General features: G+C 46.9%; 19 protein-coding genes. 11 read left to right on the top strand and 8 right to left on the bottom strand.

Annotated features, from left to right (window positions below):
- Positions 1-12 precede the first annotated feature (12 nt).
- Both AC1XTG_RS06645 and AC1XTG_RS06640 read right to left on the bottom strand, forming a co-directional pair.
- Positions 13-213 carry a Sec-independent protein translocase subunit TatA/TatB gene (locus AC1XTG_RS06645; RefSeq protein WP_031528639.1) on the bottom strand — a complete coding sequence of 67 codons (201 nt, stop codon included), beginning with the start codon at positions 211-213 and terminating at the stop codon, positions 13-15.
- Between the two features lie 69 nt (positions 214-282).
- Positions 283-699 carry a YkvA family protein gene (locus AC1XTG_RS06640; RefSeq protein ID WP_056283210.1) on the bottom strand — a complete coding sequence of 139 codons (417 nt, stop codon included), beginning with the start codon at positions 697-699 and terminating at the stop codon, positions 283-285.
- A 208-nt stretch (positions 700-907) separates the two neighbouring features.
- On the opposite strand from AC1XTG_RS06640, the gene mdh reads away from it, so the two are divergent.
- Both mdh and AC1XTG_RS06630 read left to right on the top strand, forming a co-directional pair.
- On the top strand, positions 908-1,834 hold the full coding sequence (gene mdh / locus AC1XTG_RS06635; RefSeq protein ID WP_056280308.1) for a malate dehydrogenase: 927 nt from the start codon (positions 908-910) through the stop codon (positions 1,832-1,834).
- A 93-nt stretch (positions 1,835-1,927) separates the two neighbouring features.
- A complete protein-coding gene (locus AC1XTG_RS06630) occupies positions 1,928-4,720 on the top strand; it encodes a TonB-dependent receptor (RefSeq protein ID WP_484841412.1) in 2,793 nt (930 codons plus the stop codon).
- Here AC1XTG_RS06630 and AC1XTG_RS06625 read toward each other — a convergent pair whose 3' ends face one another.
- A complete protein-coding gene (locus AC1XTG_RS06625; RefSeq protein WP_484841411.1) occupies positions 4,721-6,097 on the bottom strand; it encodes a hypothetical protein in 1,377 nt (458 codons plus the stop codon).
- A gap of 8 nt (positions 6,098-6,105) precedes the next feature.
- Here AC1XTG_RS06625 and AC1XTG_RS06620 point away from each other — a divergent pair, with 8 nt between their 5' ends.
- The 7 genes from AC1XTG_RS06620 (at position 6,106) to AC1XTG_RS06590 (ending at position 19,570) form a co-directional block, all read left to right on the top strand.
- On the top strand, positions 6,106-8,964 hold the full coding sequence (locus AC1XTG_RS06620; protein WP_484841410.1) for a triple tyrosine motif-containing protein: 2,859 nt from the start codon (positions 6,106-6,108) through the stop codon (positions 8,962-8,964).
- 168 nt (positions 8,965-9,132) lie between these two features.
- Positions 9,133-12,168, top strand: a complete 3,036-nt coding sequence (locus AC1XTG_RS06615) for a SusC/RagA family TonB-linked outer membrane protein (protein WP_484841409.1) — start codon at positions 9,133-9,135, stop codon at positions 12,166-12,168.
- A gap of 13 nt (positions 12,169-12,181) precedes the next feature.
- A complete protein-coding gene (locus tag AC1XTG_RS06610; RefSeq protein WP_484841408.1) occupies positions 12,182-13,675 on the top strand; it encodes a RagB/SusD family nutrient uptake outer membrane protein in 1,494 nt (497 codons plus the stop codon).
- Positions 13,676-13,713: 38 nt separating this feature from the next.
- Positions 13,714-15,387: a glucoamylase family protein gene (locus AC1XTG_RS06605; protein WP_484841407.1), complete on the top strand. Its 1,674-nt coding sequence runs from the start codon at positions 13,714-13,716 to the stop codon at positions 15,385-15,387.
- A 19-nt stretch (positions 15,388-15,406) separates the two neighbouring features.
- On the top strand, positions 15,407-16,783 hold the full coding sequence (locus AC1XTG_RS06600) for a glucoamylase family protein (RefSeq protein WP_484841406.1): 1,377 nt from the start codon (positions 15,407-15,409) through the stop codon (positions 16,781-16,783).
- Between the two features lie 144 nt (positions 16,784-16,927).
- Positions 16,928-17,908 (top strand): Kelch repeat-containing protein, encoded by a 981-nt coding sequence (locus tag AC1XTG_RS06595; RefSeq protein ID WP_082489074.1) that lies wholly within the window; start codon positions 16,928-16,930, stop codon positions 17,906-17,908.
- A gap of 18 nt (positions 17,909-17,926) precedes the next feature.
- Positions 17,927-19,570, top strand: coding sequence for a M1 family metallopeptidase (locus AC1XTG_RS06590; RefSeq protein ID WP_484841405.1), 1,644 nt, complete (start codon positions 17,927-17,929; stop codon positions 19,568-19,570).
- On the opposite strand, the gene AC1XTG_RS06585 is transcribed toward AC1XTG_RS06590, so the two are convergent.
- The 4 genes from AC1XTG_RS06585 to AC1XTG_RS06570 all read right to left on the bottom strand — a co-directional run bounded on the left by AC1XTG_RS06585 (position 19,565) and on the right by AC1XTG_RS06570 (position 22,146).
- Positions 19,565-20,230, bottom strand: a complete 666-nt coding sequence (locus tag AC1XTG_RS06585; RefSeq protein WP_484841404.1) for a thiamine diphosphokinase — start codon at positions 20,228-20,230, stop codon at positions 19,565-19,567. The two genes, AC1XTG_RS06590 and AC1XTG_RS06585, sit on opposite strands and share 6 nt — an antisense overlap.
- A 1-nt stretch (position 20,231) precedes the next feature.
- On the bottom strand, positions 20,232-20,735 hold the full coding sequence (locus AC1XTG_RS06580; RefSeq protein ID WP_484841403.1) for a DUF7201 family protein: 504 nt from the start codon (positions 20,733-20,735) through the stop codon (positions 20,232-20,234).
- Between the two features lie 99 nt (positions 20,736-20,834).
- Positions 20,835-21,668, bottom strand: a complete 834-nt coding sequence (gene mazG / locus AC1XTG_RS06575) for a nucleoside triphosphate pyrophosphohydrolase (protein WP_056280282.1) — start codon at positions 21,666-21,668, stop codon at positions 20,835-20,837.
- A gap of 25 nt (positions 21,669-21,693) precedes the next feature.
- Positions 21,694-22,146: a PaaI family thioesterase gene (locus tag AC1XTG_RS06570; protein ID WP_310589168.1), complete on the bottom strand. Its 453-nt coding sequence runs from the start codon at positions 22,144-22,146 to the stop codon at positions 21,694-21,696.
- A 192-nt stretch (positions 22,147-22,338) separates the two neighbouring features.
- Here AC1XTG_RS06570 and AC1XTG_RS06565 point away from each other — a divergent pair, with 192 nt between their 5' ends.
- Both AC1XTG_RS06565 and AC1XTG_RS06560 read left to right on the top strand, forming a co-directional pair.
- Complete coding sequence (locus AC1XTG_RS06565) at positions 22,339-23,133, top strand: phosphosulfolactate synthase (protein WP_056280276.1); 795 nt, start codon at positions 22,339-22,341, stop codon at positions 23,131-23,133.
- Between the two features lie 32 nt (positions 23,134-23,165).
- The gene (locus tag AC1XTG_RS06560) at positions 23,166-23,822 is read left to right on the top strand and encodes a DedA family protein (RefSeq protein ID WP_056280274.1); all 657 of its coding nucleotides are present in this window, start codon (positions 23,166-23,168) and stop codon (positions 23,820-23,822) included.
- A gap of 190 nt (positions 23,823-24,012) precedes the next feature.
- Here the strand turns inward: AC1XTG_RS06560 and guaB are convergent, their stop codons facing one another.
- Positions 24,013-25,485, bottom strand: coding sequence for an IMP dehydrogenase (guaB, locus tag AC1XTG_RS06555; protein WP_484841402.1), 1,473 nt, complete (start codon positions 25,483-25,485; stop codon positions 24,013-24,015).
- Between the last annotated feature and the right edge of the window lie 37 nt (positions 25,486-25,522).

Here is a 25,522-nt window from a genome sequence, read left to right as displayed (position 1 = left end):
AAGATGGAAGCGTTATTTGGGGTCTTCCATGCTTTTTTCAATATTTTCCTTAACGTCTTTAGTAGCGTTTTTGAATTCATTGATACCTTGCCCCAAACCGCGCATCAACTCAGGAATTTTCTTCGCACCGAAGAAGAGTAAAACGAACAAGGCAACAAAAAATATCTCCTGTCCACCCAATCCCATAAATGCCAAAACGGTTGCTGATTCCATATCTGTTTCTTTTATATTGTTTACAAAAATAAAAATTCTTTTCTACAGAAACTACTAAAAGGTTCTGTTTTATCCTATGTTAATTGATTTTCCCCGCTTCTCCCACTCGCCGAATTTCCGCACATCATCACCCAAAGTTTTCACCAGCCAGACCACCAAAGCCACGTCATCGGTTACACCTACAAAGGGCAAAAAATCAGGTATCAGATCGATGGGCGACACGAAGTAAATCAGTACGGCAACGATCGAAAGCAGACTTTTCCAGGGCAGACTTCTGTATTCACCCGAAGCATAAGCACGCACCATCCGGATCAGCGTCTGAACACTGAGCGTAAACTCAGCCATATTCTCGCGCACTCCCACGCGCTGCAGCTTGCTCATTACATCCTTTGCCAGTTCAAAAAGCTTACCCGAATTCCTGGCATACCGGCCTGCTTTGCCCTTCGCATTCCTGAAAAAAATCGACTGTAATATTTGTGTGATCATGGACTTGTTATTCATGGTATAATGGCAGGAAAAAGTGGTTCTGAATGCCAATATAACTATCTAAATACGTAAAAAATTGCATTTTAGATCACTCTGGTTACTTTTCATCCAAAAAATTACATTCCCCTTGGTATTAACAAATTATGTATCCTACTTTTAGGAAAAATTCAAAAAGCATTAGTTTCTATTCAATAAACCATATTTCCCTATGAAGATCACTGTTGTAGGCGCGGGCGCCGTTGGTGCAACTACTGCCGATAATATTATTCGTCGTGAGCTGGCAGAGGAGGTCGTTCTACTCGACATCAAAGAGGGCGTGAGTGAGGGTAAATCGCTTGATATTTATCAAACTGCCGCATTGCTCGGCTTCAATACAAAACCAATCGGCTCCACGAATGATTATGAAAAAACAAAAGGATCTGATGTAGTGGTGATCACTTCCGGCCTGCCCCGCAAACCCGGCATGACCAGGGAAGAACTGATCGGAATTAATGCCGGCATTGTAAAAGGAGTTACTGAAAATATTCTCAAATATTCACCCAAAGCAATCATCATCGTTGTATCCAATCCGATGGACACGATGACTTACCTGGCTCTGAAAGAATCGGGCATTCCCAAGAAGCGCCTGATCGGAATGGGCGGTGCGCTGGACAGTGCGCGTTTCAAAACATACCTGGCGATGGCAATGGACGTATCGCCGCTTGATATACACGGAATGGTAATCGGCGGTCACGGGGATACTACCATGATCCCTTTGACGCGACTGGCTACCTACAATGGAATTCCTGTGAGCCGGTTCCTCTCTTCCGAGCAGCTTGAAAAAGTTGCGGCTGACACGATGGTGGGAGGCGCTACGCTTACCAAACTGATTGGTACCTCGGCCTGGTATGCGCCCGGTGCGGCCACTATGCTTCTGGTTGAAAGTATCGTGCGTAATCAGAAACGCATTGTACCATGCAGCGTGTACCTGAACGGAGAGTACGGACAGAAAGATATCTGTATGGGCGTGCCTGTTGTTTTGGGCAGAAATGGCTGGGAAAAAATCATCAACCTTCGCCTGAGTGACGCTGAAAAAGCTGCGTTTGAAAAGTCAGCAGAAGCCGTTCGTTCTATGAATGGAGCGCTAAGTCTCTAAAATTCCTAAATTGTAATAAGCAAGCCGGCTGGATCTCCAAGCCGGCTTTTTCGTTTTTAACAATTAATCTATTTATTCTTTTAACACACTTTTATGAAAACAATACTATTAGCTATGTTCATGTTTATGAATGCATTATGCGCATTCTCACAAACCATCACCGGAAAGGTTACCGATGAAAAAAGTGGCTCCACGCTTCCCGGCGTGTCGGTTCTGCTGCAGGGTACCAACCAGGGAACCATCACAGATGCAGAAGGCAAGTTCACGCTTGCCGCCGGGCCCGGAACCTACAATCTAATCGTTTCCTTTGTCGGGTACACGACTAAAACAATACCCGCTACTTTGCAGGGCAATGCGCCTTTTTTAATCAATATCACACTTGCAGAATCATCGGAAGTATTAAGCGAGATAGTAGTCACGGGATCCCGGAGCGGCGGCCGCTCGCGCATTGACTCGCCTGTTCCGGTCGATATTATCCCGGTATCCCAGATCACCAACAATGTGGGACAGGTTGATATCAACCAGATCCTGACTTACGTTGCTCCATCGTTTCAGTCTTCCCGGCAGACAATCTCTGACGGTTCCGATCACATTGATCCCGCCCAGCTGCGCGGCCTCGGACCTGATCAGGTGCTCGTTTTGGTAAATGGAAAGCGCAGGCACCAATCTTCGCTGGTCAATGTAAATGGTACTGTCAACCGCGGAACAGTCGGCACCGACCTCAATGCCATTCCTGCGACTGCTGTGGACAAAATTGAAATTCTCCGTGACGGAGCAGCTGCCCAGTATGGTTCCGATGCAATTGCAGGAGTTATCAACATTATATTAAAATCAAAAACAGGATTGAGCGGGAATGTTTCCTATGGTCAGAATATGACCAAGTATGATAAAAACTATGTATTGAATAATGGAAAAAACGGATCCGTGAATGTATCAGACGGAGGTACTGCGCAGATTGGGCTAAACTATGGATTGAAGATCGGCGAAAAAGGATTTCTGAATATTACAGGAGAATATGTCAATCGCGGGGCAACCAACCGGGCGGGCACTTATACCGGCCAGATCTTCCCGTCGGTAGACGGCGCTGTTATGGACGAGCAGCTACTTAAACAAAAAGGCCTGACGAGAGACAATTTCGATATGCGGATCGGGAATTCAAAAGTGCAGGGCGGCGGAGTGGTTGTGAATGCGAGCATGCTGATTTCGTCGAACGTTGATTTTTATGCATTTGGAGGCTACAATAACAAGAAAGGCAATGCCGCAGGTTTTTACCGGTATCCCAATTCAATTCCAGCTGCGGTGAGAACAGGAGTATTTGCATTGTATCCGAATGGATTTTTGCCTGAGATAAACAGCAATGTAACCGATATTTCTGCTGCGGCTGGTCTTCGCGGAAAGTTGGGTCAATGGCGGTTTGACCTGAGTAATACATTTGGCAAAAACAACTTCGATTATACCATTTCCAATTCTGTCAACTACACGCAGATCAACACTGCAACGATGATCCAGCAGGAGTTCAATGCGGGAGGAAATGGATTTTCCCAGAATACGATCAACCTGGACCTGAACAGAAAATTCGAGGTTCTCTCCGGCCTCAATGTGGCAGTCGGCGCCGAGCAGCGGACTGATAAATACACCATAACTGCGGGAGAAGAAGCTTCTTATAAAAACTATGACGTGGCAGCAGGCGTAGCAGCCGGCGCACAGGTGTTTTCCGGGTTCTTCCCTCAAAATGCAGGATCTCACTCCCGGAACAGTGTGGCCGGATATATGGACCTTGAACAGGATTTGACAAAAAAATGGGTGCTGAGTGCTGCATTGCGCTTCGAGCACTATTCGGATTTCGGTAATACACTGAACTACAAATTCGCCACCCGCTACAAAATCACCGATGGAATTGCATTGCGCGCATCGGCGAGCACAGGATTCCGGGCGCCCTCTTTGCAACAGCGTTTTTATGCCAAAACCAACACGCTTTTCGTCACTCAGAATGGACAGCAGGTAGCGCAGGAAAGCGGGACATTTACAAACGACAGCCGGCCCGCAGCTATCCTTGGCATTCCAAAGCTGAAACAGGAAACCTCGCAAAGCTTTACCGTAGGAACAACCATTCAGCTAGCGAATGCATTGGAACTCACTATGGACGCTTACCAGATTGACATTAACAATCGCATTGTGCTTACCAATAATTTCAACGACGGCGGCAATGCAGATTTGAAGGCTCAGCTTGCAGAGGCAAATGCAACTACTGCCAATTTCTTTTCCAATGCGGTAAATACACGGTCGAGGGGAATCGAGGGGGTACTCTCCTATTCTTCCAAATTTTCGGGCAATCAATCTTTCAGAGCGGTACTGGCAGGTACTTTCATTCAAAATGAAGTAAAAAAAGGCGCAGACGGAAAACCCATTATTCACGCATCGGATATCCTGGTCCAGACAAAACAGGTAAATACCTACTTCAACCGGGAAGATCAGAGCAGGTTTGAGATCGCAAGCCCTAAGAACAAGCAGAGCCTGACGATCAACTATAATGTCGGCAAGCTCGGGCTTATGTTACGCGGCGTGCGCTTCGGAGAAGTGACTTATCTTGATCCGACAATAGATCCCGCAAAACCCGACTCCTGGCCCGTCAACGTATTGACAGGCCAGAAAGAAACGCTGGATCAAACCTTTGGCGCAAAACTCGTCACGGATCTGGCAGTGAATTTCAACATTGTAAAAGGGATCAACCTTTCCGTAGGCGCTAACAATGTGTTTGATGTGTATCAGGATAAACACACGCATTCAGGTAATGTGAGCCTCGGCCGCTTTGTATACTCGCGCCGCGTTCAGCAAATGGGTTTTAACGGGCGGTACATCTTTGCAAGGGTGAATTTCAATTTTTGATTAAATGGAAATCTGGTATTGCAAAGTCACAGCGCCGCGGCGGCCGTTTGCTTCCAGCTCATTGACTACATTGCTGTTGCGGTAAACAGGCCTGTTTTCGTAGTTAAGCGACATTTTACCAGTGTGTCCTTTGATCAGCCAGTTTAAACCCACATTGAAAACATTCATTCCGTTAAGAAGACGGTCATAATCGGCATATTGCAGCGAGGCATAAGGCATTAATGTTCCCTGACTGCCGAGTAGTCCATCTTTGAATTTGTAACCTGCCTGCGCATAGATCACACTTCCCGTACCGAACATCGGGTAAGCATTCCCCTGAGTACCACCTACGCCCGCAATGGGCTGGGTGGTGCCGGTAGCAGGGTTCATAATCCCATTGTAACGCAGGTACCCTCTGCCATAATCTGTATTGAAGTACCCTAAATAGGCGGATACCGCGGTACCCTTTGCATTATCAAGCGGCATATCCAGGTAAGCTGCCACAGACCACAAAGTCATATTGTTGTACAAGGTATCGGCCCCCTCCCGCCTCCACGTGGCATTTTTTCGGGAGTTGATACCGGCTTCAATGTTCAGCACCCGGCGTTTTCCGAGATAAGTACCAGCCAGGTAACCCGGGGTCGTGTTATCGTCCGTGTCAAAGATGTTGTAGATCAACAATCCTTCAAACTGCTTATGATGGTGACGCTGGGAAAAGACTGCATTCTGACTAATCGCGGCCTGCGCCGAACCATTTGTTTCAACCGGAAAAGGATCTGCAACACTTACCCGATAATTCACTTTCCCGATCTGACCCCGGCTGTAAACAGCGAGCTTTCTGGCAAACTGGTCGGTCTGGTCCACGGTAGCCTGCGCAAAAACAGGCACATCCGTGGTCATAATAGAACCAATACCCGGCTGAGAGAAACGGGAAAAGCCGTTAACAATGGTCAATCCGCCGCCAAACCGAATGAAGGCCGTTCCTTTCCGCTGGACTTCATACTCGCCCAATGCGTCATGAAAAAATGCGGCGACTTTCCTGTTGCTGGGACTTCCGGCGGTATTATAGGCAGGGAAAGCACTTACCTTATTGAAATTGTTCATTCCAAACTGGGTATAAAAGAAGATCCGGTCTGTGATCTGCCCAAACAATTGCAGGCGCGTCCTGCGGAGGCCGATGTCGAATGTGCTGGACTTGGGGTCTCCGAGTACCGTAGTCCCGGGGTTACTTTCATTGAAACGGAACCATGCCTGATTCGTGAAAGTTACTTTTACATAATGTGATCCTGATTCGTTAAGATTGTACCGAATGTCAGTCCTGGTATTGTCGTCTGTGGGTTTTACCTGCGCCATTGAAACTGAGCCGGTAAGCAAGAAAATAGAAAGTATTTTTTTCATTTATTGACATGAATGTTTTTGCAAGCCTGAATCATAAGGCACGTTCGGGTAGTGCTATACTTGTTTTTTTCTGCATCTTCTCCCAGGTTTTTGCCCAGGAAACACCGCCTTTGGTCAACTATTATTCGTCAGAATACAAGGCCCACAATCAAAATTGGGCGATCAGCCAAAGCTCTGATGGGATCATATATTCCGCTAACTCAGACGGTTTGATGGAGTACGACGGGGCTTCGTGGAAGCTGTATCCGCTACCCGACGGACAGATCGTACGCACCGTACTTTGCGACCAGGTTACCATTGTACCGCCACTTGCGGGCAAGACTAAGCGGCCCCCCGTGCAGGAGCAACGCATTTACGTCGGCGGCTTCTCTGAATTTGGCTACTGGCTGCGCTCGGCTGACGGACAATTGAAATATCATTCGCTTAGTAAAAAAGCCAATTTCAAAAGTCTTAAAACCGAAGAGATCTGGCATATTCTCAAAACTCCCGAGTACATCTACTTCCAGTCATTTGCGAAAATCTACCGGTACGACGGGCAAAACCTGACCGAAATGCAGGCGGATGGGAATTTCATGTTCCTTCGCTATGTACATAATCGCGTACTGGTACCGGTTATCGACAAGGGAATTTATGAGCTGAAAGGCGCGGTCTTCTCGCGGCTGCCGGGTACCGAGTCACTTGCGACCTCTATAATCTCCTCCATGCTTCCGCTTCCGGGCAAGCGCATCCTGATCACAACTACCAAAAACGGGCTTTTTATCTGGCAAAATGGTGTACTAACTCCCTGGCAGATCCCGGTTTCGGAGGAGTTGAAGCAGAATATCATTAACAAAGCGATCATACTCTCACGGGACAGCAGCCTTGTACTCGGTACAATTCAGAACGGTGTTTATGTGTTGTCGAAAAACGGAGAGGTAAAGTATCGTTTTAACAAGACAACGGGCTTGCAAAACAATACCGTTATCGCGCTCTCTGAGGATCGCCACAAGAAGCTTTGGATTGGAATGGACCAGGGAATCAGCCTTGTAGCAATGTCGTCGCCCGTTATTTCCTATCAAACAAACGACAATCCGCTCGGCTCCACTTACGCGGCGGCTATCTGGCGGGGCAAACTTTACGTTGGTTCAAACAAAGGTGTTTTTGTAAAAAAATGGCTTTCGTCCGAGCCTTTCCGGGCAGTTCCCGGATTGGAAGGACAGACGTGGATGCTGAAAGTGTTCGACGATCAGCTGCTCTGCGGACATAATGATGCTACGTATAGCATTGAAGAGAATGGGATCAGGAAGGTGTCCAATATTACCGGTGGCTGGATTATGTTACCGATCAAAAGCGGAAATGACACATTGCTGCTACAAGGCGCGTACAATGGACTGCACACTTACAAGAAAAACGCACAGAACCAATGGACGTACGCATATCCCGTGAAAGGGGTACCTCCTACGCCCATCCGGCAGATTGCTGAGGATAAAAACGGTTTTTTCTGGCTAGCACATGCTTATAAAGGTCTTTTCCTGAGCCAGCTCACACCCCGCCTGGACTCTGCATTAAAATGGCAGGAGTTCCGTTCACCGGCCGACATATCCAGCGAGTTTTCAGTCGAGCTGTTCAATTGGCGGAAGAAAATACATATCCGGTCTGCCAATACATTCCTGGAACCCGAGGGGCAGCAAAGTTTGAAAACGAGTACCGACTTCATGCCCGAAGAAGAAGCATTTAAAGTACGTACCGGTATTGGCGACGACTGGTTTAAAGTTTTTATGAATAGGGTCACGTTCTATTCGCCCGGCAACAGACCCCGCGATTTGTCTTTGAAACTGGTGCGGAATAGCGAAACGATTATCCCGGTGACAAAAAACCATTACTTTTTATGCCTGGATAATGGCTATGCGCTATACGACAGATCTTCCGATACTGACGCCGGTAATACTGATTCCGCGCCCATGATCCGCAAAGTTGCCAACCTGCGCAACCTGTCTGAAACTTATGCAGTGACCAATAATCCGACTCTGCCCAGGGATGTGCGCGCGATTCGAATCTCGTATTCCGTACCCGAATATGGCCGTAACATTCAGTACAGGTATCGTTTGAAAGGGTTGACGGATCAATGGTCGGAATGGACAGATCAAAACTTTGTCGAATTCACCAATCTCGAATCGGAAGATTATGTTTTCGAAGTTCGGAGCAACCTCAACGATCTGGTTACTTCCTACCATTTCAGTGTTCAGCCGCTCTGGCGCGAAACGCTGTTCGCAAGGAGCCTTTTTACCATTTTGATCGTAACAGCCCTGTTTGGATTGATCTTTTACCAGGAAAAGCGCCTGGCCCGTCACCGTAAAAGGCTGATTGAGGAACAGGAAGAGAAACTCCGGCAGCAGCGACTTTCCAGTGAAAGGCAAATCATGCAGATCCAGAATGAGAAGCTGCAAAGTGAAATTCAGAGTAAAAGTCAGCAACTCAGCAATGTCGCTATCAACGTGGTGCGGAAGAATGAGATCCTGGAGGAGATCAGTAATGAACTCAAACAGGTGAAAGCCGAACTCGGCCACCAACTGCCTAACATCCATTATCAAAAGTTACTGCACAGCATCGAGCGCAATGTAGCCGGCAAAGATGACTGGGAGCTTTTCGAGCAAAACTTTGATGAGGTACACGAACAGTTCTTCAAGCGGCTTCGTCAGCTCTCCCCCACCATCTCTCCATCCGAGCTCAGACTTGCCGCCTGTTTGCGCATGAATTTATCCACCAAAGAAATGGCGCCCGTACTTGGGATTTCCATCCGGGGTGTGGAAATAAAGCGCTATCGCCTCCGCAAAAAGCTGGGTTTGGGCAACGATGACAATCTCGTCCAGTTTATGATGGATGTTTGATACAATAGGACTTATCTACTACAAAGCCTGTTTAATCTTAACAAACCTTGCATTATTCCCAGTGATGTAGTGGTGATGTAGTTCATTTCTTGATTTCCCTCTCACTTCGGATTTAAATTTGAAGTCAATTAATTCCTTTAATAGTTCAATCAACTTTATTGATACCAAATGAAAACTACTGTACGGTTACTGTACATGCTTGTTTTCCTGGCGACCGGGACTTCATCCTTCGCCCAGGAAATAGATGTGACAGGAAAAGTAACATCCGCAGCAGACGCTTCGCCACTTCCGGGAGCAAGCGTGCTTATAAAGGGTACTACAACGGGCGTACCAACTGATGCCGAAGGTAATTTTGCAATCAGGGTCCCTTCTGGCCAGGCAGTGCTGGTATTCTCGATGATCGGGATGACAGCACAGGAAGTTACGGTGGGTACGCAAACTGTCATCAACGTCGGACTTCAGGAAGATGCGAGAGCGTTGAATGAAGTTGTTGTTGTGGGTTATGGTAGCCAGCGCAAGCTAGATGTGACGGGCTCTGTCGTTCAGATCAAAGGTGAAGACATATCCCGGCAACCTTCGATGAATGCGGTGAGTGGCTTACAGGGAAAGGTGGCTGGTGTGCAGATCAACAACTCAGGAAAGCCTGGGGAAGCTCCTCAGATCAGAATCAGGGGTGTGGGTACCGCTTACGGAAGTGCTAACCCGCTTTACGTAGTTGATGGTGTCTGGTTTGACGATATCAGCTTCCTGAACTCCGGGGATATCGAAAGCATGAACATCCTGAAAGATGCGTCAAGTCAATCCATTTACGGTGTTCGCGCTGCCAATGGAGTTGTTCTGATTACGACGAAAAAAGGTAAGTCCGGGAAAGCAGTTGTGGACTACAACGGCTTCGTAGGCTTCCAAAAAGTAACTAACCAGATCAAAATGGCGAATGGGAAAGAGTACGCTACGATGGTCAATGAGCTGAGCAATATCAATGGGAAGGAGAACATTCTTGACCCAAACCAGTTTGGCGAAGGTACTGATTGGTACGATCAGATTTTGAGAACGGCGAAGGTCACCAATCACCAGCTTTCAATCAGCGGCGGAGGAGAAAAATCGAGCTATAACTTCTCACTTGGGTACCTGGATCAGGATGGTGTTGTTCAGAAAAACAACTTCAAACGCTATACAGCCCGTCTCCAAAATGATTTTCAAGTGTTGAAGAGCTTGAAAGTAGGTTATACTGCCACAGGCTCTTTCAGCAAATCGAAAGACGAAGCAGGTGGAATTTTCAGACAACTGTACACTGCGGCTCCCATTGTGCCTGTGTATAAACAAGATGGTTCTTATGGCGATCCAAATGACTTCAATCTCGGAGATGCCAACAACTTCAACCCACAGGTTACCATTGACTACTACAACCAGAACACGAAAAGGACTTTGTTGACCGGTAATGCCTACGCAGAGTTCACTCCTATGAAAGGCCTGACGTTCAAAACAATCTTGGGTGGTCGGTACTCGCAGGATGAAACACGCTTTTACAACCCCGAGTATGCTGCAACTTTCAAGCAGCGCAACACGACCAGCTTGCTAAGCTTTACCCGTCCGCAGGCACGCTACTGGATCTTTGAAAACACATTGACTTATACCAAAGAGTTTGGACAGCATAGCTTCACTGCCCTTTTAGGCCAGTCAGCCCAGCGTGATCAGTCTTACAAGCTGACTGCAACTGCATTGAATGTTCCATATAGCAGCGAAGGTGATTTGTACCTGTCGCTTGGTAATACCGAAGGCCGCAACGTACTGGATGAAGGTGATCTGGGAACATATGCGTCTTATTTTGCTAGGGTAAATTACTCCTTTGGCGATCGCTACCTGATCAATGCTTCCCTTCGTGCTGACGGTTCTTCCAAGTTCTATCAGGGTGGAAATGCCTGGGGTTATTTCCCTTCTGTCGGAGCGGGCTGGGTGATCAGCAATGAGGCTTTTATGAAAAACCAAAACTTCTTTGACAACCTGAAAGTGAGAGGAAGCTGGGGTAAAATAGGAAATGCGTCAGTGCCTTCGAACTTGTCTACACTGACGGTAGCGACTGGCGGGAATCTGGCGGCGATTTTCGGAAACAATCTTATCAATACCGGCGCGAGCATTAACACCATCATCCCTCCTACTACTTACTGGGAACGCGGTGTGGGTACTGACGTTGGTCTGGAAGCAGCTTTCCTGAAATCGCGGCTGACAGTTGAACTTGATTATTATATCAAGAAAACTGAAAGAGCCATTTTCGACATCCCAGTACTGGCTTCCATTGGTACACAATCAGGTCGTATTGTTGGTAACCAAGCTGATTTCCAGAACAAAGGCTTTGAATTTGCTTTGAACTGGAGAGATGAAATCGGTAAAGACCTTTCTTACAGCATCGGTGTTAATGGCGGCTTCAATGAGAATAAGGTACTTGCAGTAACCAGTGGTGCCAACCCGATCTATGACGGTGGTGTTGGACTTACCAGCGGCGCTCTTGCAACCCGTACCCGCGTTGGTGACCCAATCGGTTCTTTCTACGGCTACGTCGTGGATGGAATTTTTCAGAATCAGGATGAAATCGCCAAGTCGGCACAGCCAACTGCCAAGCCAGGTGACTTCCGGTACCGTGATATAAGTGGTACTTCGGGTACGCCTGACGGTGCTATTACAGGTCTTGACAGACAAGTAATCGGCAACCCGAATCCAAAGTTTACTTATGGGATCAATACCAACTGGAATTACAAGAACATAGATCTGATGCTCGATTTCCAGGGCGTTTCCGGAGTTGATGTTTACAATGCAAACCTGGGCTGGCGCTATGGTAACGAGAACTTCACAAAGGATTTCTTTGACAACCGCTGGCATGGCGAAGGTACCTCAAACACCTATCCTTCGGCTAACATTGGCGGTGGTGTTAACTACTCTCCAAGTACATTCTACGTACAGAGCGGCAGCTATTTCAGAGTAAGGAATGCGCAGCTTGGTTACACACTGCCACAGTCGTTTAACGAAAAGCTGAAAATCCGCAAGCTGAGAATCTATGCAAATGCGCAGAATGCTTTGAACTTCTTCAAGTACAAGGGATTGTCGCCGGAAGTGAGAGCAAATGAGAACAAGCCGACGCAAGCTGGAATTGACGCGAATGTGTACCCGTTATCGGCTACTTACAACTTCGGTATCAATGTTACTTTCTAATATCAGAATCAACATGAATTATATCAATTTTAAAAACCATATCAGAAAAGCCGGCATGTATTTCGGGCTGGCTGGTATGCTGATCATCCCAGCGGCTTGCGACGAAAGCTTCCTGGACACAGACCCGCAGGGAAAACAGGCAGGCGCCGTTTTCTGGCAAAATGAAGGAGATGCAACAAAGGCAGTCAATGCGATGTATGCCAATCTCCGTAGCTGGAACAACACGGCATTTGCGGCGATCTCCATTGAAAGTGTAGGTTCCGACGATGCAGAGAAAGGTTCGACTGCTTCCGATGCTCCATTCTTTAACCAGTACGATCAATTTACGGTAGGATCAACTGACGGACAGCTGCTTGGATTCTGGGAGGGACAGTACCAGAACATCAACTACGCAAATCAGGTAATTACCAACATTCCGGCGATCAGCATGGACGAGGCATTGAAAACCCGCTATATAGCGGAAGCCAAGTTTGTACGTGCTTATTCTTACTTCCGTCTGGTCAGGGCTTTCGGTGACGTACCGCTTCGTTTGACATTGCCGAAGGATGCTACCGAATATAACATTCCCCGTACTCCGAAAGCGGAAGTTTACGCTGCTATTGAGCAGGACTTGGCTGATGCAACAGCAGCATTGCCGGTTAGCTATGGTGCAGCGGACATCGGTCGCGCAACAAAAGGAGCCGCACAGTCCCTTCATGCAAAAGTAGCGATGTACCAGGCAAAGTGGCAGCAGGTATTTGACCTGACTAACCAGGTGATTGCTTCGGGACAATATTCTCTTTTCCCTTCTTACGAAGCACTTTTCCGTGTTCCGAATGAGAATTCTGTTGAGTCAATTTTTGAGATACAGAATGCATTGGTTGAGTCGAATAAAGACGTGTCTAACTCGCAATACTCGCAGGTTCAGGGGGTACGTGGTGTGGTAGGTGGAGGCTGGGGCTTCAATGTACCTACACAAGCTTTGGCTGATTCATTCGAAACAGGTGATCCGAGACGTGACGCAACAATCATTTTCCGCGGCGAAACAACTCCCGCCGGTGATGTGATACCTGCGGTCGGTGACAACCCGATGTACAACCAGAAATCCTACGTTCCATTCAGCATGTTCATCACAGGCTTTAATGAAGGTGCTCAGCAGAACATTCGCGTTATACGTTACGCCGAAGTATTGTTGATGAATGCAGAGGCTGCTAATGAACTCGGAAATGCTACTCAGGCCCTGGCGTCGCTCGAAATGGTTCGTGCCCGCGCAAGAGGTACTTTGAAAAATGTATTGCCAAAGGTTACAACCACGGAAAAAGCGGCTTTGCGGAATGCGATCTGGCGTGAGCGGCATGTTGAGCTGGCCATGGAGTTTGACAGATATTTTGACGTAATCCGCCAGGGACGAGCTGCACAGATCTTTGGACCAAAAGGCTGGAAAGCGAACAAGAATGAAGTTTGGCCAATCCCGCAAAACGAAATTGACCTGAGCGGCGGACTTCTGGTGCAGAACCCTGGTTATTAATTGAAGTGAACAGTGAGTGGATGGGTTTAAAAGAAATAATGCCTTTTAGAAAATTAGTTCTTCTCGGAGCTTTGATCTGGTTTGGGATTTCCTGTAATACAAAGGATGATCCTGAGCCGGCAGCTCCGGCGAAACCCTCCACTTTCACACTAAGCAGCCTGGATGTAAATGGTGCATTCTCAGGCTATGAATACACGGATGTGAGCCTGAAACCCAATCTCAGGTTCACATTTTCTTCTGCCCTCAGCGATGCGTCTCTTGCCAGCGGACTTACTTTCGTAGCAAACTCAGGTGAGAAGGTGCCATTCTCTGCTACGCTTGAAGATGGAGATAGTACCATTGTAATTGTACCAACCGGCAATCTCCAATTCCTCAATGCATACACGGTTTCGGCCACGTCGGCGCTGAAATCAAAATCCAATGCGACGCTTGCCAATGCAGTTACGTTAAGCCTGCATACTCAGCTTGATAGTACCGACAAATTTCCGGTGATCACAGATGACGCATTGCTCACTTTGGTGCAGCAGCAAACCTTTAAATACTTCTGGGACTTTGCACATCCGGTGAGCGGACTCGCCAGAGAACGGAATAGCTCAGGCGATGTTGTCACAAGTGGTGGAAGCGGATTCGGGATTATGACAATTCCGGTGGCGATTGAACGCAAGTTTATTACACGTACGGCCGGGCTTGAAAGAATGCAGAAGATTACTGCCTTCCTGAAAGACAAAACGCAGAAATTTCACGGCGCATTTCCTCACTGGCTCAATGGAGGAACTGGTTCCGTGGTTCCTTTTAGTGAGAAGGATAATGGGGCCGATCTGGTTGAAACTTCCTTTTTAATCCAGGGGCTGCTTACAGCCAGGCAATACTTTAATGCAAACAATGCAGCCGAGGCCAAACTGCGGGCGGACATTACTGCAATCTGGGAGGGTGTGGAATGGGATTGGTTTACAAAAAACGATGAAAAGGTACTCTACTGGCATTGGGGCCCGACTTTTGGCTGGGACATGAACCACCAGATCCGCGGCTGGAACGAATCGCTGATCACTTACGTGCTCGCTGCTTCCTCTCCTACACACAGTATTTCAAAGGAAGTATACGATAAGGGCTGGGCCAATTCCGGAGGGTTGAAGAATGGAAACAGCTACTTCAACATTCCGCTGCCTTTGGGAGAACCTTATGGAGGTCCGCTGTTCTTTTCTCATTATTCATTTCTTGGGTTAAACCCGACCGGTCTCCAAGATCAGTATGCTGCCTATTTTACCCAAAACAGAAATCATACATTAATCAATTACAACTATTGCATTGCTAATCCGCGCGCATTCTTTGGATATAGTGATCAATGCTGGGGATTGACTGCCAGCGACATTCCTGCTGGCTACAACGCCAACTCCCCTGCCAGCGACAAGGGCGTTATCACACCGACCGCGGCACTTTCTTCATTTCCTTACACGCCGGCAGAGTCGATGAAGGCCTTGAAGTTCTTCTATTACAAACTTGGCGATAAGATGTGGGGCGAATACGGTTTCCATGATGCATTCTCGTTGAAGGATCTCTGGTTTGCAGATTCTTACCTGGCCATAGACCAGGGACCAATCATTATAATGATTGAAAATCACAGAAGCGGGCTACCCTGGAAGCTGTTTATGACCAATCCGGAAGTTAAATCCGGCCTCAAAAAGCTGGGATTCACAAGCCCGAACATTAATTAAGACATTTAACTACTCAATCATGAAGTTATCCTGTTATTACCTTCTTGGAATATTTTTGCTGTTCACCAACATGGATAGCAACGCGCAAAAGAAGAAGAATACTGCTGCAAAAACAGTGGCATTCAGTGCCGCTGACCGGCCGAAAAATCTGTCAGATACCACATTACTTGAACTTGTCCAGAAGCAGACTTTCCGCTACTTCTGGGAATTCGGCCACCCCGTAAGCGGCATGTCACGCGAGCGAAGCAATATCGCTTTTGAGTACGGCGACGAAGTAGTAACCACCGGCGGAACTGGTTTTGGTGTTATGGCGATGATCGTCGCGGCGGAAAGAAAGTGGCAGCCACGCGACTCAGTGGCCGCGCGCTTGTTGAAAATGGTGAAGTTTCTTTCCAAAGCTGATAGTTACCATGGGATTTTCCCGCACTGGCTCAATGGAGCAACCGGAAAAACAATTCCATTCGGTAGAAAAGATGATGGCGGCGACCTGGTTGAATCATCCTTTTTGTTCCAGGGATTGCTCGCTGCAAGGCAATATTTCGACGGTGAAAACTACGTGGAACGTGATCTCCGAAACCGCATTCAATGGTTATGGAGCGAAGCTGAATGGGATTGGTATACGCAGGGAAATGCAAATCAGCTGTACTGGCATTGGAGCCCTAATCATGGCTGGGCGATGAATTTTGAGCTTCGGGGATATAATGAAGCTTTGATCACGCACATACTGGCTGCGGCTTCCCCGCGTTACCCGGTTTCCGCACAGGTTTACCACAAATGCTGGGCACAAAGTGACCACTTCAAAAATGGGAAAGAATACCACGGCGTGAAGCTGCCACTTGGCTTCGATTACGGCGGCCCGTTGTTTTTCGCGCACTACTCATTTCTGGGATTGGACCCGCGACAGCTGAAAGACCAATATGCTGATTATTGGGAGCAGAATGTAAATCATACTTTGATCAACTATAAACATTGTGTAGCCAATCCCGGTAAGTTTAAAGGATACGGTGAAAATAGCTGGGGACTCACTGCCAGTGATACCTATAACGGGTACAATGCGCACTCACCGACAAACGACTTTGGTACCATTACGCCGACTGCCGCACTTTCCTCATTTCCATATACTCCAAAAGAATCAATGAAGGCGCTCCGGCATTTTTATGATGATCTGGGCGACAAGATATGGAGCGAATACGGTTTCGTGGATGCATTCAACGAGTCGCAGAACTGGTATGCAAAATCACATCTTGCCATAGATCAGGGACCGATCATTGTGATGATCGAGAACTACCGTACGGGCTTGCTCTGGAAGCTGTTTATGAAAGATAGCGACATTCAATCTGGGTTGAAAAAGCTTGGATTTGAGAGTCCCGCATTGCAGGTAAGTAGTAAAAATTGACAAGTTTTTGACCTAAATTAACCGAAAGACCAGCCAGTGGCTGGTCTTTCGGTTTTAAGGAATATAATTGTATCTTGATGGTGCTTTTTTGAGAATGAACCGCATGAAATTATGCATTCTTAATCCTCACAAACACTTTTGGCTATGAAATCCTGCTATCATAAGGTATGTTATATTTTCCTGTTCAACCTCATTTTTGCTTCTGCAAATGCACAGATATGGCAGGTTTCGGAGCCGGAGAATCTTCCCGTAAAGCGGCATGAAAATGCAATGGCCACTGCGAATGGAAAGCTATACCTTCTGGGTGGACGGGGCATCAAGCCCGTTGATGAATATGATTTCAAAAAAGATGCATGGACAAGCCTGGCGCCGAGTCCGCTTGAAATGAGCCACTTTCAGGCTGTCACTTATAAGAACGAGATCTACGTACTGGGCGCATTTACAGGCGGATATCCCCACGAGATCCCTATACCGGACATTTACATTTTCAATCCTGCCAAAAACGAATGGCGGAAAGGCGCACCTATTCCGGAGAACAGGCGTAGAGGCGCGGCCGGGGCATTTGTCATGAACGACAAGATTTATCTCGTATGTGGTATTCAGGACGGACACTGGGATGGACAGGTTACCTGGTTCGATGAATTTGATCCCGCCACAGGTACCTGGAAAACGCTGCCCGATGCTCCCCGCCCCAGAGACCATGTTCAGGTGGCAGTACTAAACGATAAAATGTATGTTGCAGGCGGAAGGTTATCAACCGCGAGAATCAATCAGGTATTGAATACCGTAATCGCGGAAGTGGATGTTTTTGATTTTAAAACAAGTAAATGGACTACCCTCCAGGCCGAAAACAACCTCCCTACGTTGCGGGCAGGAAATATGACGGTGGTTTATGATAACAAGATTGTTGTGATCGGCGGTGAGAGTGTTGCACACACAGAGGCACACAATGAAGTGGAAGCATTTAACCCGAAGACAAACAAATGGGAAAAGTTACCTGCGCTGCACCAGGGTCGCCACGGTACAGGCGCAGTAATTCTGAATAAAAAGATATACGTCGCAGCAGGATCTGCCAACCGGGGAGGCGGACCAGAGCTGAATGATATGGAAGTACTGAGTAAATAATTAATCCAAAACTACCGAATGAAACTACGCCATTCCATGTTGCTGCTCCTGCTTTCTGCGGCAACTTCCGGCTTTTCACAAAATCAGAAATTTACACATGCCGACACATTGCGGGGCGCCATCACACCGCAGCGCGCGTGGTGGGATTTGACTTACTACCATCTCAAAGTCACTCCCAATGCCAAAGACAGTACTCTGACGGGCAGCACTTCCATTACTTATAAAGTAATTCAACCGAATCAAAGCATTCAGGTTGATCTGCAGCAGCCGCTTCAAATCAGCAAAGTTACTCAGGATGGTGAATCGCTGGAATTCAGACGTGACGGCAATGCATTCTTCGTTGACCTGAGGAAAAAGCAGGAAACCGGCAAAACCGAAACAATTGAAGTTTTCTATTCAGGAAAACCGCGGCTTGCAAAAAATCCGCCTTGGGACGGTGGCGTGCAATGGATACCTGATGGAAAAGGAAATACAATTATATCTACTTCATGTCAGGGACTGGGATCCAGCGTTTGGTGGCCCTGCAAGGATCACATGTACGACGAGCCCGACAGCATGAAGATCAGCATTACCGTTCCGAAGAATATGACGGATGTTTCAAATGGGAATCTGCTATCTGTTGTGGAAAATGATGATAACACGCGCACTTTCAACTGGGCGGTAAAGAATCCGATCAATAACTACGGGGTGAATATGAATGTCGCAGAATATGTGAGCTGGAAAGAAACATACAAGGGCGAAAAGGGCGATTTGCAGCTTAGCTATTATGTTCTTCCCAAGAATCTCGAAAAAGCGAAAGAGCAATTTAAACAGGCGCCCATGATGCTGAAAGCGTTCGAGCATTGGTTTGGCCCATACCCATTTTATGAGGATGGCTATAAGCTAGTTGAAGTTCCATACCTCGGAATGGAGCACCAGAGTTCGGTAACCTACGGAAACGGTTACCAGATGGGCTATCGTGGTAAAGATCTTTCCGGCACGGGCTGGGGTTTGAAATGGGATTTCATTATCATTCACGAAAGCGGTCATGAATGGTTTGCCAACAACATTACCTACAAAGATGTTGCAGACATGTGGGTCCACGAAAGTTTCACCAACTACTCGGAAAACCTTTATACTGAATACTATTTTGGCAAAAAGGCAGGTGCTGAGTACGTGATCGGCACCAGAAAGCTTATTGCAAATGAGTCGCCGATTGTCGGAATCTATGGTGTGAACCAGGAAGGCTCAAAGGATATGTACTACAAAGGCGGCAATATGCTGCATACGATACGGCAGGTTGTGAATGATGATGAAAAGTGGAGACAGGTTTTACGGGGATTGAACAAAACTTTCTACCACCAAACCGTTGACGGTGCTCAGATCGAGGCTTATGTAAGTGATAAGTCCGGCAAAAAGCTGGGCAAAGTATTTGACCAGTACCTGCGCGATACCCGCATCCCTGCATTGGAATATGCATTTGGATCAAAAGGAATGCAATACCGGTGGAGCAACGTAGTTGAGGGCTTTGATATGCCGGTAAAAGTGCAGATAGGAGCAGGAAAAGAAGACTTTATCTATCCAACTACCGAATGGAAGACGCTTAAAACAAAGTCAGAAAAGACGCTGACAGTTGACCCGAATTTTTACGTGGAGGCGAAGGAAGTAAAGGCTTCTTTATAGATCCCAACATTCCATTATCAGCATATCACCCTTTTGAGCTGAAATTCTTACCAAACCATCGGACTCGGCTTCATTACTGTTGCCGGCCCGGTGGCCAAGGGTCAATGTTTCGTTTTTCAGGTTGTATTTCAAACCGGCAGTTTCAATACCTTCCACAATTCCTACCGGTATCAATGAAATGGGGGTACCTGCTACATACCACTTTTCGAAAGTACCTGTAAGCGGGAATATCTTTGAATAATCGTCGAACATGACGAGTCTGATCCTATCCTTATAGCGCACCAGATTGGTAATGTTGGTTACAGCATGATCTGCCCGACGCCCGGTTGCCCACACGATATTAGCTGCCGGAAAGCCCCTTTCGATCAGAAAATCGATGCCTTTTTCAAGATCCGTTTTCTCAGTATCCGGTGTATTGACGATTTCAATCGGATGCTGTCGCTCCCGGATCGCTTCAAAATCATGGGGATCATCAAAGTCTCCGAGCCAGACATCAATCTTGATCCCGAGCTCCAATACGCGATAAATCGCATTATCCAGCACAACGATAAACGGGCTCCATTCAAGCAGCTGCCCAAGCAGTTCTTCACTGCATGCTTCTCCGTTGGCGATAATCAGCGCCGGCTCCTGCTTTTCTTTTACTATATGGTGTGAGGACATTTCAATTTTTCAAACTTCTGACCAGCATAATCAATTCATCGAACCGCTGATCCATCTTGGTTTCGAACCTATCAAATCGGGCTTCCAAATTATCAAAGCGAGATTCAAGATTATCAAGGCGAGCCTCAATTTTATGCAAATAAGCGTCTATTTTATCCAGGCGCTCCTCTACTTTGTAAAGCCGCGCATCAATTTTATCCAGACGCTCCTCGATTTTATCCAGACGCTCCTCGACTTTGGCAAGCCTGGCCTCCACTTTGTCCAGCCGGACCTCCAACCTGTCAATTCTAATTTCGAGTCGATCAACCTTGTCTTCTAGCTTGTTAAACCTGATTTCAAGATTGTCAATCCGTTTATGTACCTGGACAAACTCCTCCCTCATTTCGGCAAAGCCGGTATAAACAAGGGTTGTAAGGGTTGCCAGGCCGGTTGCTATCATTTCAATCTGTTTTCCATGTTCAACAAGGCTGATTTCTGCCAGATCAATCCGTTCTTCGATATACATATTCGTGTGCGTTAGTAAGTATAGTGTTGGTAAGACGCCGACAATATCCTTACAAAAACAACAACGAACAATCTATTGATAAGGGAATTTTCCAACGGTTCAAACCCCTAATTCCTTCGCCCTATTCCAGTACTCGTCCATTTCTTCGAGCGACATATCTGACAGCGATTTACCGTCTGCTTTGGAAGCTTCTTCCAAAAACTGAAAGCGCCGTATAAACTTCTTGTTAGTCCGTTCCAATGCAGTTTCCGGATTAATATCTACAAAACGCGAATAATTGACAAGTGAAAAAAGCAGGTCTCCAAACTCTCCTTCTGCCTCTTTCTGATCAATTGTGTCCCCGGATTCAATATCGAAATGCGCTTTGAATTCCTGTAATTCCTCCTGTACCTTTTCCCAAACCTGCTGCTTCTCGTCCCAATCGAATCCGGCCCCTCTTGCTTTTTCCTGAATGCGCATTGCTTTTACCAAAGCCGGCAAAGAGGTTGGTACACCTGAAAGAACGGATTTGTTACCTTCCTTCAACTTCAATTTCTCCCAGTTCTGCTTCACAGCCTCTTCCGAATCGGCGATCGTGTCGCCATAAATGTGGGGATGACGCGAAATCAGCTTGTCGCAAATTGCATTCAAAACATCCCTGATATCAAAAGTAAAGGCTTTTTCAGGATCATTTTCAGAAGCTATTTTGGCATAAAAAACCAAATGCAGCATCACGTCGCCAAGTTCCTTTTTTATCTCGGGCAAATCGTTATCCAGGATCGCATCCGACAGCTCATAAGTCTCTTCAATCGTCAGGTGCCGCAAACTTTCCAGCGTTTGTTTCCGGTCCCAGGGGCATTGCTCCCTGAGCTCATCCATAATAGTTAGCAGCCTGTCAAAAGCCATAAGCTGTTGCTGGCGGGCTTCTGTCAGCTCACTGAATTGTTTTTCCATACAACAAATATAAAGCTGAACCAGGTCAGTTGGCGACCAATGAAGGAATTTGAAAGCTGGTCTGAATGAGGTTGCTGGCGCACTTGGCAATTATCTTGCCCTCGGGAGTTGTAAGCCTGCCCTCTACATGAATAATGTTTTTACCAACCCTCACGATATTGGAATGTGCAATGAGCACATCACCTGGAAAGGCGGGATTGAGGAAGTCGCAGTTGAGGTTAACGGAAGTAAATGCATACTCCCTGCCGAGCGCAAAAACCATAGTACCCACAATCTCATCCAGGATGGTAGCCGCCATTCCGCCGTGCAGCGTACCCATCGGATTACACATATCCGGCCTCACGAGGTACTCGATCTGCATCATTCCCTCTTCGATGTTCAACAGCTTCCCATTGAGCCACTGCGCTACCGGGGAGAAATTCTGCTGCATATTCTTGCCTATATACTGGCGCAAAAAACTGATACGTTCGTTTTCCATTATCATGAAGATCCGGGATCCTGATTGCAAAAAGAAATAGTTGCCCGGCCCGGAAAAGTGAGATTTTAAAAATAGTAATTATCATAGAAATATCTATGGTTCAAAGTCATTATTGTGGATTTAATTGCTATGTTTTGAAGGTTATTACTACCTTTACCGGAGTTTTTGCCAGAGATAAAAGCATACCCATATATGAATTTTACGTTATCGCAGGTTCCTGACCGTTCCCAAAAACCCCGTGAAAAGGGATTGACAATGGTAATGGATAAAGGGCTCAGTATCAGGGAAACAGAGGATATGTTATCAACTTCATCTCCTTACATTGATATCGTAAAGCTGGGCTGGGCAACTTCTTATGTCAGCCCCAATCTCAATGAAAAGCTGGCAGTCTACAAGAGTGCCAACATTCCGGTCTACTTTGGTGGTACTTTGTTTGAAGCGTTTGTTGTAAGAAACCAATTTGACGATTACCGGAAACTGCTTGATAAATACGATTTAAAATACGCAGAAGTTTCTGACGGTTCCATTGAAATGCCGCAGGATGTTAAATGCGAATACATCAACAAATTGTCCAAGCAGGTTACAGTTCTTTCGGAAGTAGGTTCAAAGGACGAGAACAAAATCATCCCTCCTTATAAATGGATACAGCTGATCAAATCCGAACTACAGGCTGGTGCATGGAAGGTAATTGGCGAAGCCCGCGAATCGGGTAATGTAGGTTTGTTCCGTGCAAGCGGTGAAGTGCGCCAGGGCCTGGTGGAAGAGATCCTTACCGAAATTGCATTCGAAGATATGCTTTGGGAAGCACCGCAGAAGTCACAGCAAGTCTGGTTTGTCAAACTGCTGGGCGCAAACGTGAATCTCGGAAACATTGCACCAAGTGAGCTGATCCCGCTTGAAACAATCCGCCTTGGATTGCGTGGGGATACGTTCAACCACTTCCTGAATGCGAAGACTAAACAAAAATGGAAAATTGATTCCAAATAAGTAAGACGCTTTTTCACTCACTCAATTTAGCTATGGAATTTCTGAGGCAGTTTATTGACATTTTCCTCCACCTGGACAAGCACCTTTTCGACATTGTCCAGCAGTACGGAACGCTTACCTATCTGATCCTTTTTCTGATCGTATTTACAGAAACCGGACTCGTTATCATGCCGCTTCTACCTGGCGATTCGCTGTTATTCGCCGCCGGCGCCATTGCTGCCAATGAAAGTACCGGTCTGAATGTCTGGCTTATCATTATCATTCTTATTATAGCCGCACTGCTGGGAGATAACCTTAACTATTTTGTAGGGAAAAAACTGGGCGGGGAAATCAAAAAGCGGGAACGAATTCTTTTCCTGAAAAGGGAATACCTGGAAAAAACAGAAGCATTTTACGAAAAACACGGCGGAAGCACCGTGATCATGGCGCGGTTCATTCCTATCGTGCGTACCGTGGCGCCATTTGTGGCCGGAGCCGGAAGCATGAACTACTCCAAATACATTGTTTATTGCATCGTCGGAGCAATCCTCTGGGTACCCTCACTGACACTCCTGGGCTTCTTTTTCGGGAATATGGAGATTGTTAAAAAGAACTTCGAACTTGTCATTTTCGGCATCATCGGGTTCTCATTACTACCAATGATTTTCGGCTACTTCAAAAGCAAATTCGCGAAGCCGAGGGTAGCTTAGAGAACTTCGGCTTTCGGCTGTCGGCTGTCGGCTTTTTTACTTGCTGGCTATTGGCCGTTAGCTCTTTTAAAATTTAAACAAAAATGCCTGGTTTGACAGCCAGGCATTTTCTTTGTACTTTGATATCTATTTAAGCTAACAGCTAACAGCTAACAAGCCGAAGTCTGACAGCCGACAGCCGATGTCCTCCTTAGCTTCTCGAATAATTCGGCGCCTCCTTCTGAATCATGATATCGTGCGGGTGGCTTTCTTTTACGCCGGCAGAAGTGATTTTCACGAACTGGGCTTTTTGCAAAGTTGCAATATCTCCCGCTCCGCAGTAACCCATTCCCGCCTTCAAGCCACCTACCATTTGATATACAATCTCTGAAACCTTTCCTTTGAATGGAACTCGGCCGACAATTCCTTCTGGTACCAGCTTTTTCACATCGTCTTCCGCATCCTGGAAATAACGGTCTTTCGAACCATCTTCCATTGCTTCCACCGACCCCATTCCACGATAGGCTTTAAACTTCCTGCCTTCGTAAATTACAATTTCCCCTGGTGCCTCGTCGCTTCCTGCGAGCATCGAGCCGATCATGATCGTACTTGCTCCGCCAGCCAGCGCTTTTGTCATATCTCCTGAAAAACGGATACCTCCGTCAGCAATTACTGGAACATCTGTTCCTTTCAATGCCTCTGCCGCCCACATCACTGCAGTCAGCTGAGGAACACCGATACCTGCGATAATCCGCGTGGTACAGATACTTCCTGGCCCCACTCCTACCTTCACCGCATCAGCACCTGCGTCGGCCAGCGCCTTGGCGCCTTCGCCGGTAGCAACATTACCTGCGATTACGTCCAGTTTCGGAAATTGTGCTTTAACAGACTTCAAAGCCGCTATTACACCTGCTGAATGTCCGTGTGCAGTATCAAGGCTGATCACGTCCACACCAGCTTTAACCAATGCTTCAACCCGTTTCAGAAGATCGGCAGTAACACCTACTGCTGCTCCTACACGGAGGCGGCCGTATTCGTCTTTACATGCATTTGGGTGGGATTTGCGTTTCAGGATATCCTTGTAGGTAATCAAACCAGTCAAACGATACTCTGAATCAACGATCGGGAGCTTTTCAATTTTGTACTCTTGCAAGACCTTCTCAGCGTCGTCGAGTGATAAGCCGTCGGAAGCCGTGATCAGGTTTTCTTTCGTCATAATCTCCGTAACCGGCTTGGTCATTTCCTTTTGAAAACGCAAGTCACGGTTCGTGAGGATACCAACCAGCTTGTGATCCTTGTCAATCACCGGGATACCGCCGATTTTGAATTCACGCATAATCTGGTGTGCATCGCCAAGTGTTGCAGTATCGTTGAGCGTGATCGGATCGAGGATCATTCCGCTCTCAGACCTTTTCACTTTCCGCACCTGCTCAGCCTGCGCTTCCAGGCTCATGTTCTTATGGATTATTCCAATACCGCCTTCCTGAGCCATTGCGATAGCAAGGTCAAATTCGGTTACAGTGTCCATCGCTGCTGATACCAATGGAATGTTCAGCTCGATGTTACGCGTAAGCTTGGTTTTAGTTGTTGTATTGCGAGGAAGAATTTCTGAATAGCCAGGTATTAGAAGAACGTCGTCGTAAGTGAGGGCCTCGAAGAGGACTTTGGATGGGTCTGTGCTCATAGCAAATAAACGATTGTTATTTGCAGGGCAAAATTAG

This window comes from Dyadobacter sp. HNCC25DJ183 (assembly GCF_056895175.1).
Note: the sequence above shows the minus strand (reverse complement) of the source record. Positions and strands in the feature narration are given on the sequence as shown.

Coding starts and splice junctions, on each gene's coding strand:
- AC1XTG_RS06565 (WP_056280276.1), top strand. CDS start 22,339: ATGAATTTTACGTTATCGCAGGTTCCTGACCGTTCCCAAAAACCCCGT.
- AC1XTG_RS06590 (WP_484841405.1), top strand. CDS start 17,927: ATGAAACTACGCCATTCCATGTTGCTGCTCCTGCTTTCTGCGGCAACT.
- mazG (WP_056280282.1), bottom strand. CDS start 21,668: ATGGAAAAACAATTCAGTGAGCTGACAGAAGCCCGCCAGCAACAGCTT.
- mdh (WP_056280308.1), top strand. CDS start 908: ATGAAGATCACTGTTGTAGGCGCGGGCGCCGTTGGTGCAACTACTGCC.
- guaB (WP_484841402.1), bottom strand. CDS start 25,485: ATGAGCACAGACCCATCCAAAGTCCTCTTCGAGGCCCTCACTTACGAC.
- AC1XTG_RS06620 (WP_484841410.1), top strand. CDS start 6,106: ATGAATGTTTTTGCAAGCCTGAATCATAAGGCACGTTCGGGTAGTGCT.
- AC1XTG_RS06640 (WP_056283210.1), bottom strand. CDS start 699: ATGATCACACAAATATTACAGTCGATTTTTTTCAGGAATGCGAAGGGC.
- AC1XTG_RS06560 (WP_056280274.1), top strand. CDS start 23,166: ATGGAATTTCTGAGGCAGTTTATTGACATTTTCCTCCACCTGGACAAG.
- AC1XTG_RS06630 (WP_484841412.1), top strand. CDS start 1,928: ATGAAAACAATACTATTAGCTATGTTCATGTTTATGAATGCATTATGC.
- AC1XTG_RS06600 (WP_484841406.1), top strand. CDS start 15,407: ATGAAGTTATCCTGTTATTACCTTCTTGGAATATTTTTGCTGTTCACC.
- AC1XTG_RS06585 (WP_484841404.1), bottom strand. CDS start 20,230: ATGTCCTCACACCATATAGTAAAAGAAAAGCAGGAGCCGGCGCTGATT.
- AC1XTG_RS06605 (WP_484841407.1), top strand. CDS start 13,714: ATGCCTTTTAGAAAATTAGTTCTTCTCGGAGCTTTGATCTGGTTTGGG.
- AC1XTG_RS06595 (WP_082489074.1), top strand. CDS start 16,928: ATGAAATCCTGCTATCATAAGGTATGTTATATTTTCCTGTTCAACCTC.
- AC1XTG_RS06645 (WP_031528639.1), bottom strand. CDS start 213: ATGGAATCAGCAACCGTTTTGGCATTTATGGGATTGGGTGGACAGGAG.
- AC1XTG_RS06610 (WP_484841408.1), top strand. CDS start 12,182: ATGAATTATATCAATTTTAAAAACCATATCAGAAAAGCCGGCATGTAT.
- AC1XTG_RS06615 (WP_484841409.1), top strand. CDS start 9,133: ATGAAAACTACTGTACGGTTACTGTACATGCTTGTTTTCCTGGCGACC.
- AC1XTG_RS06625 (WP_484841411.1), bottom strand. CDS start 6,097: ATGAAAAAAATACTTTCTATTTTCTTGCTTACCGGCTCAGTTTCAATG.
- AC1XTG_RS06570 (WP_310589168.1), bottom strand. CDS start 22,146: ATGGAAAACGAACGTATCAGTTTTTTGCGCCAGTATATAGGCAAGAAT.
- AC1XTG_RS06580 (WP_484841403.1), bottom strand. CDS start 20,735: ATGTATATCGAAGAACGGATTGATCTGGCAGAAATCAGCCTTGTTGAA.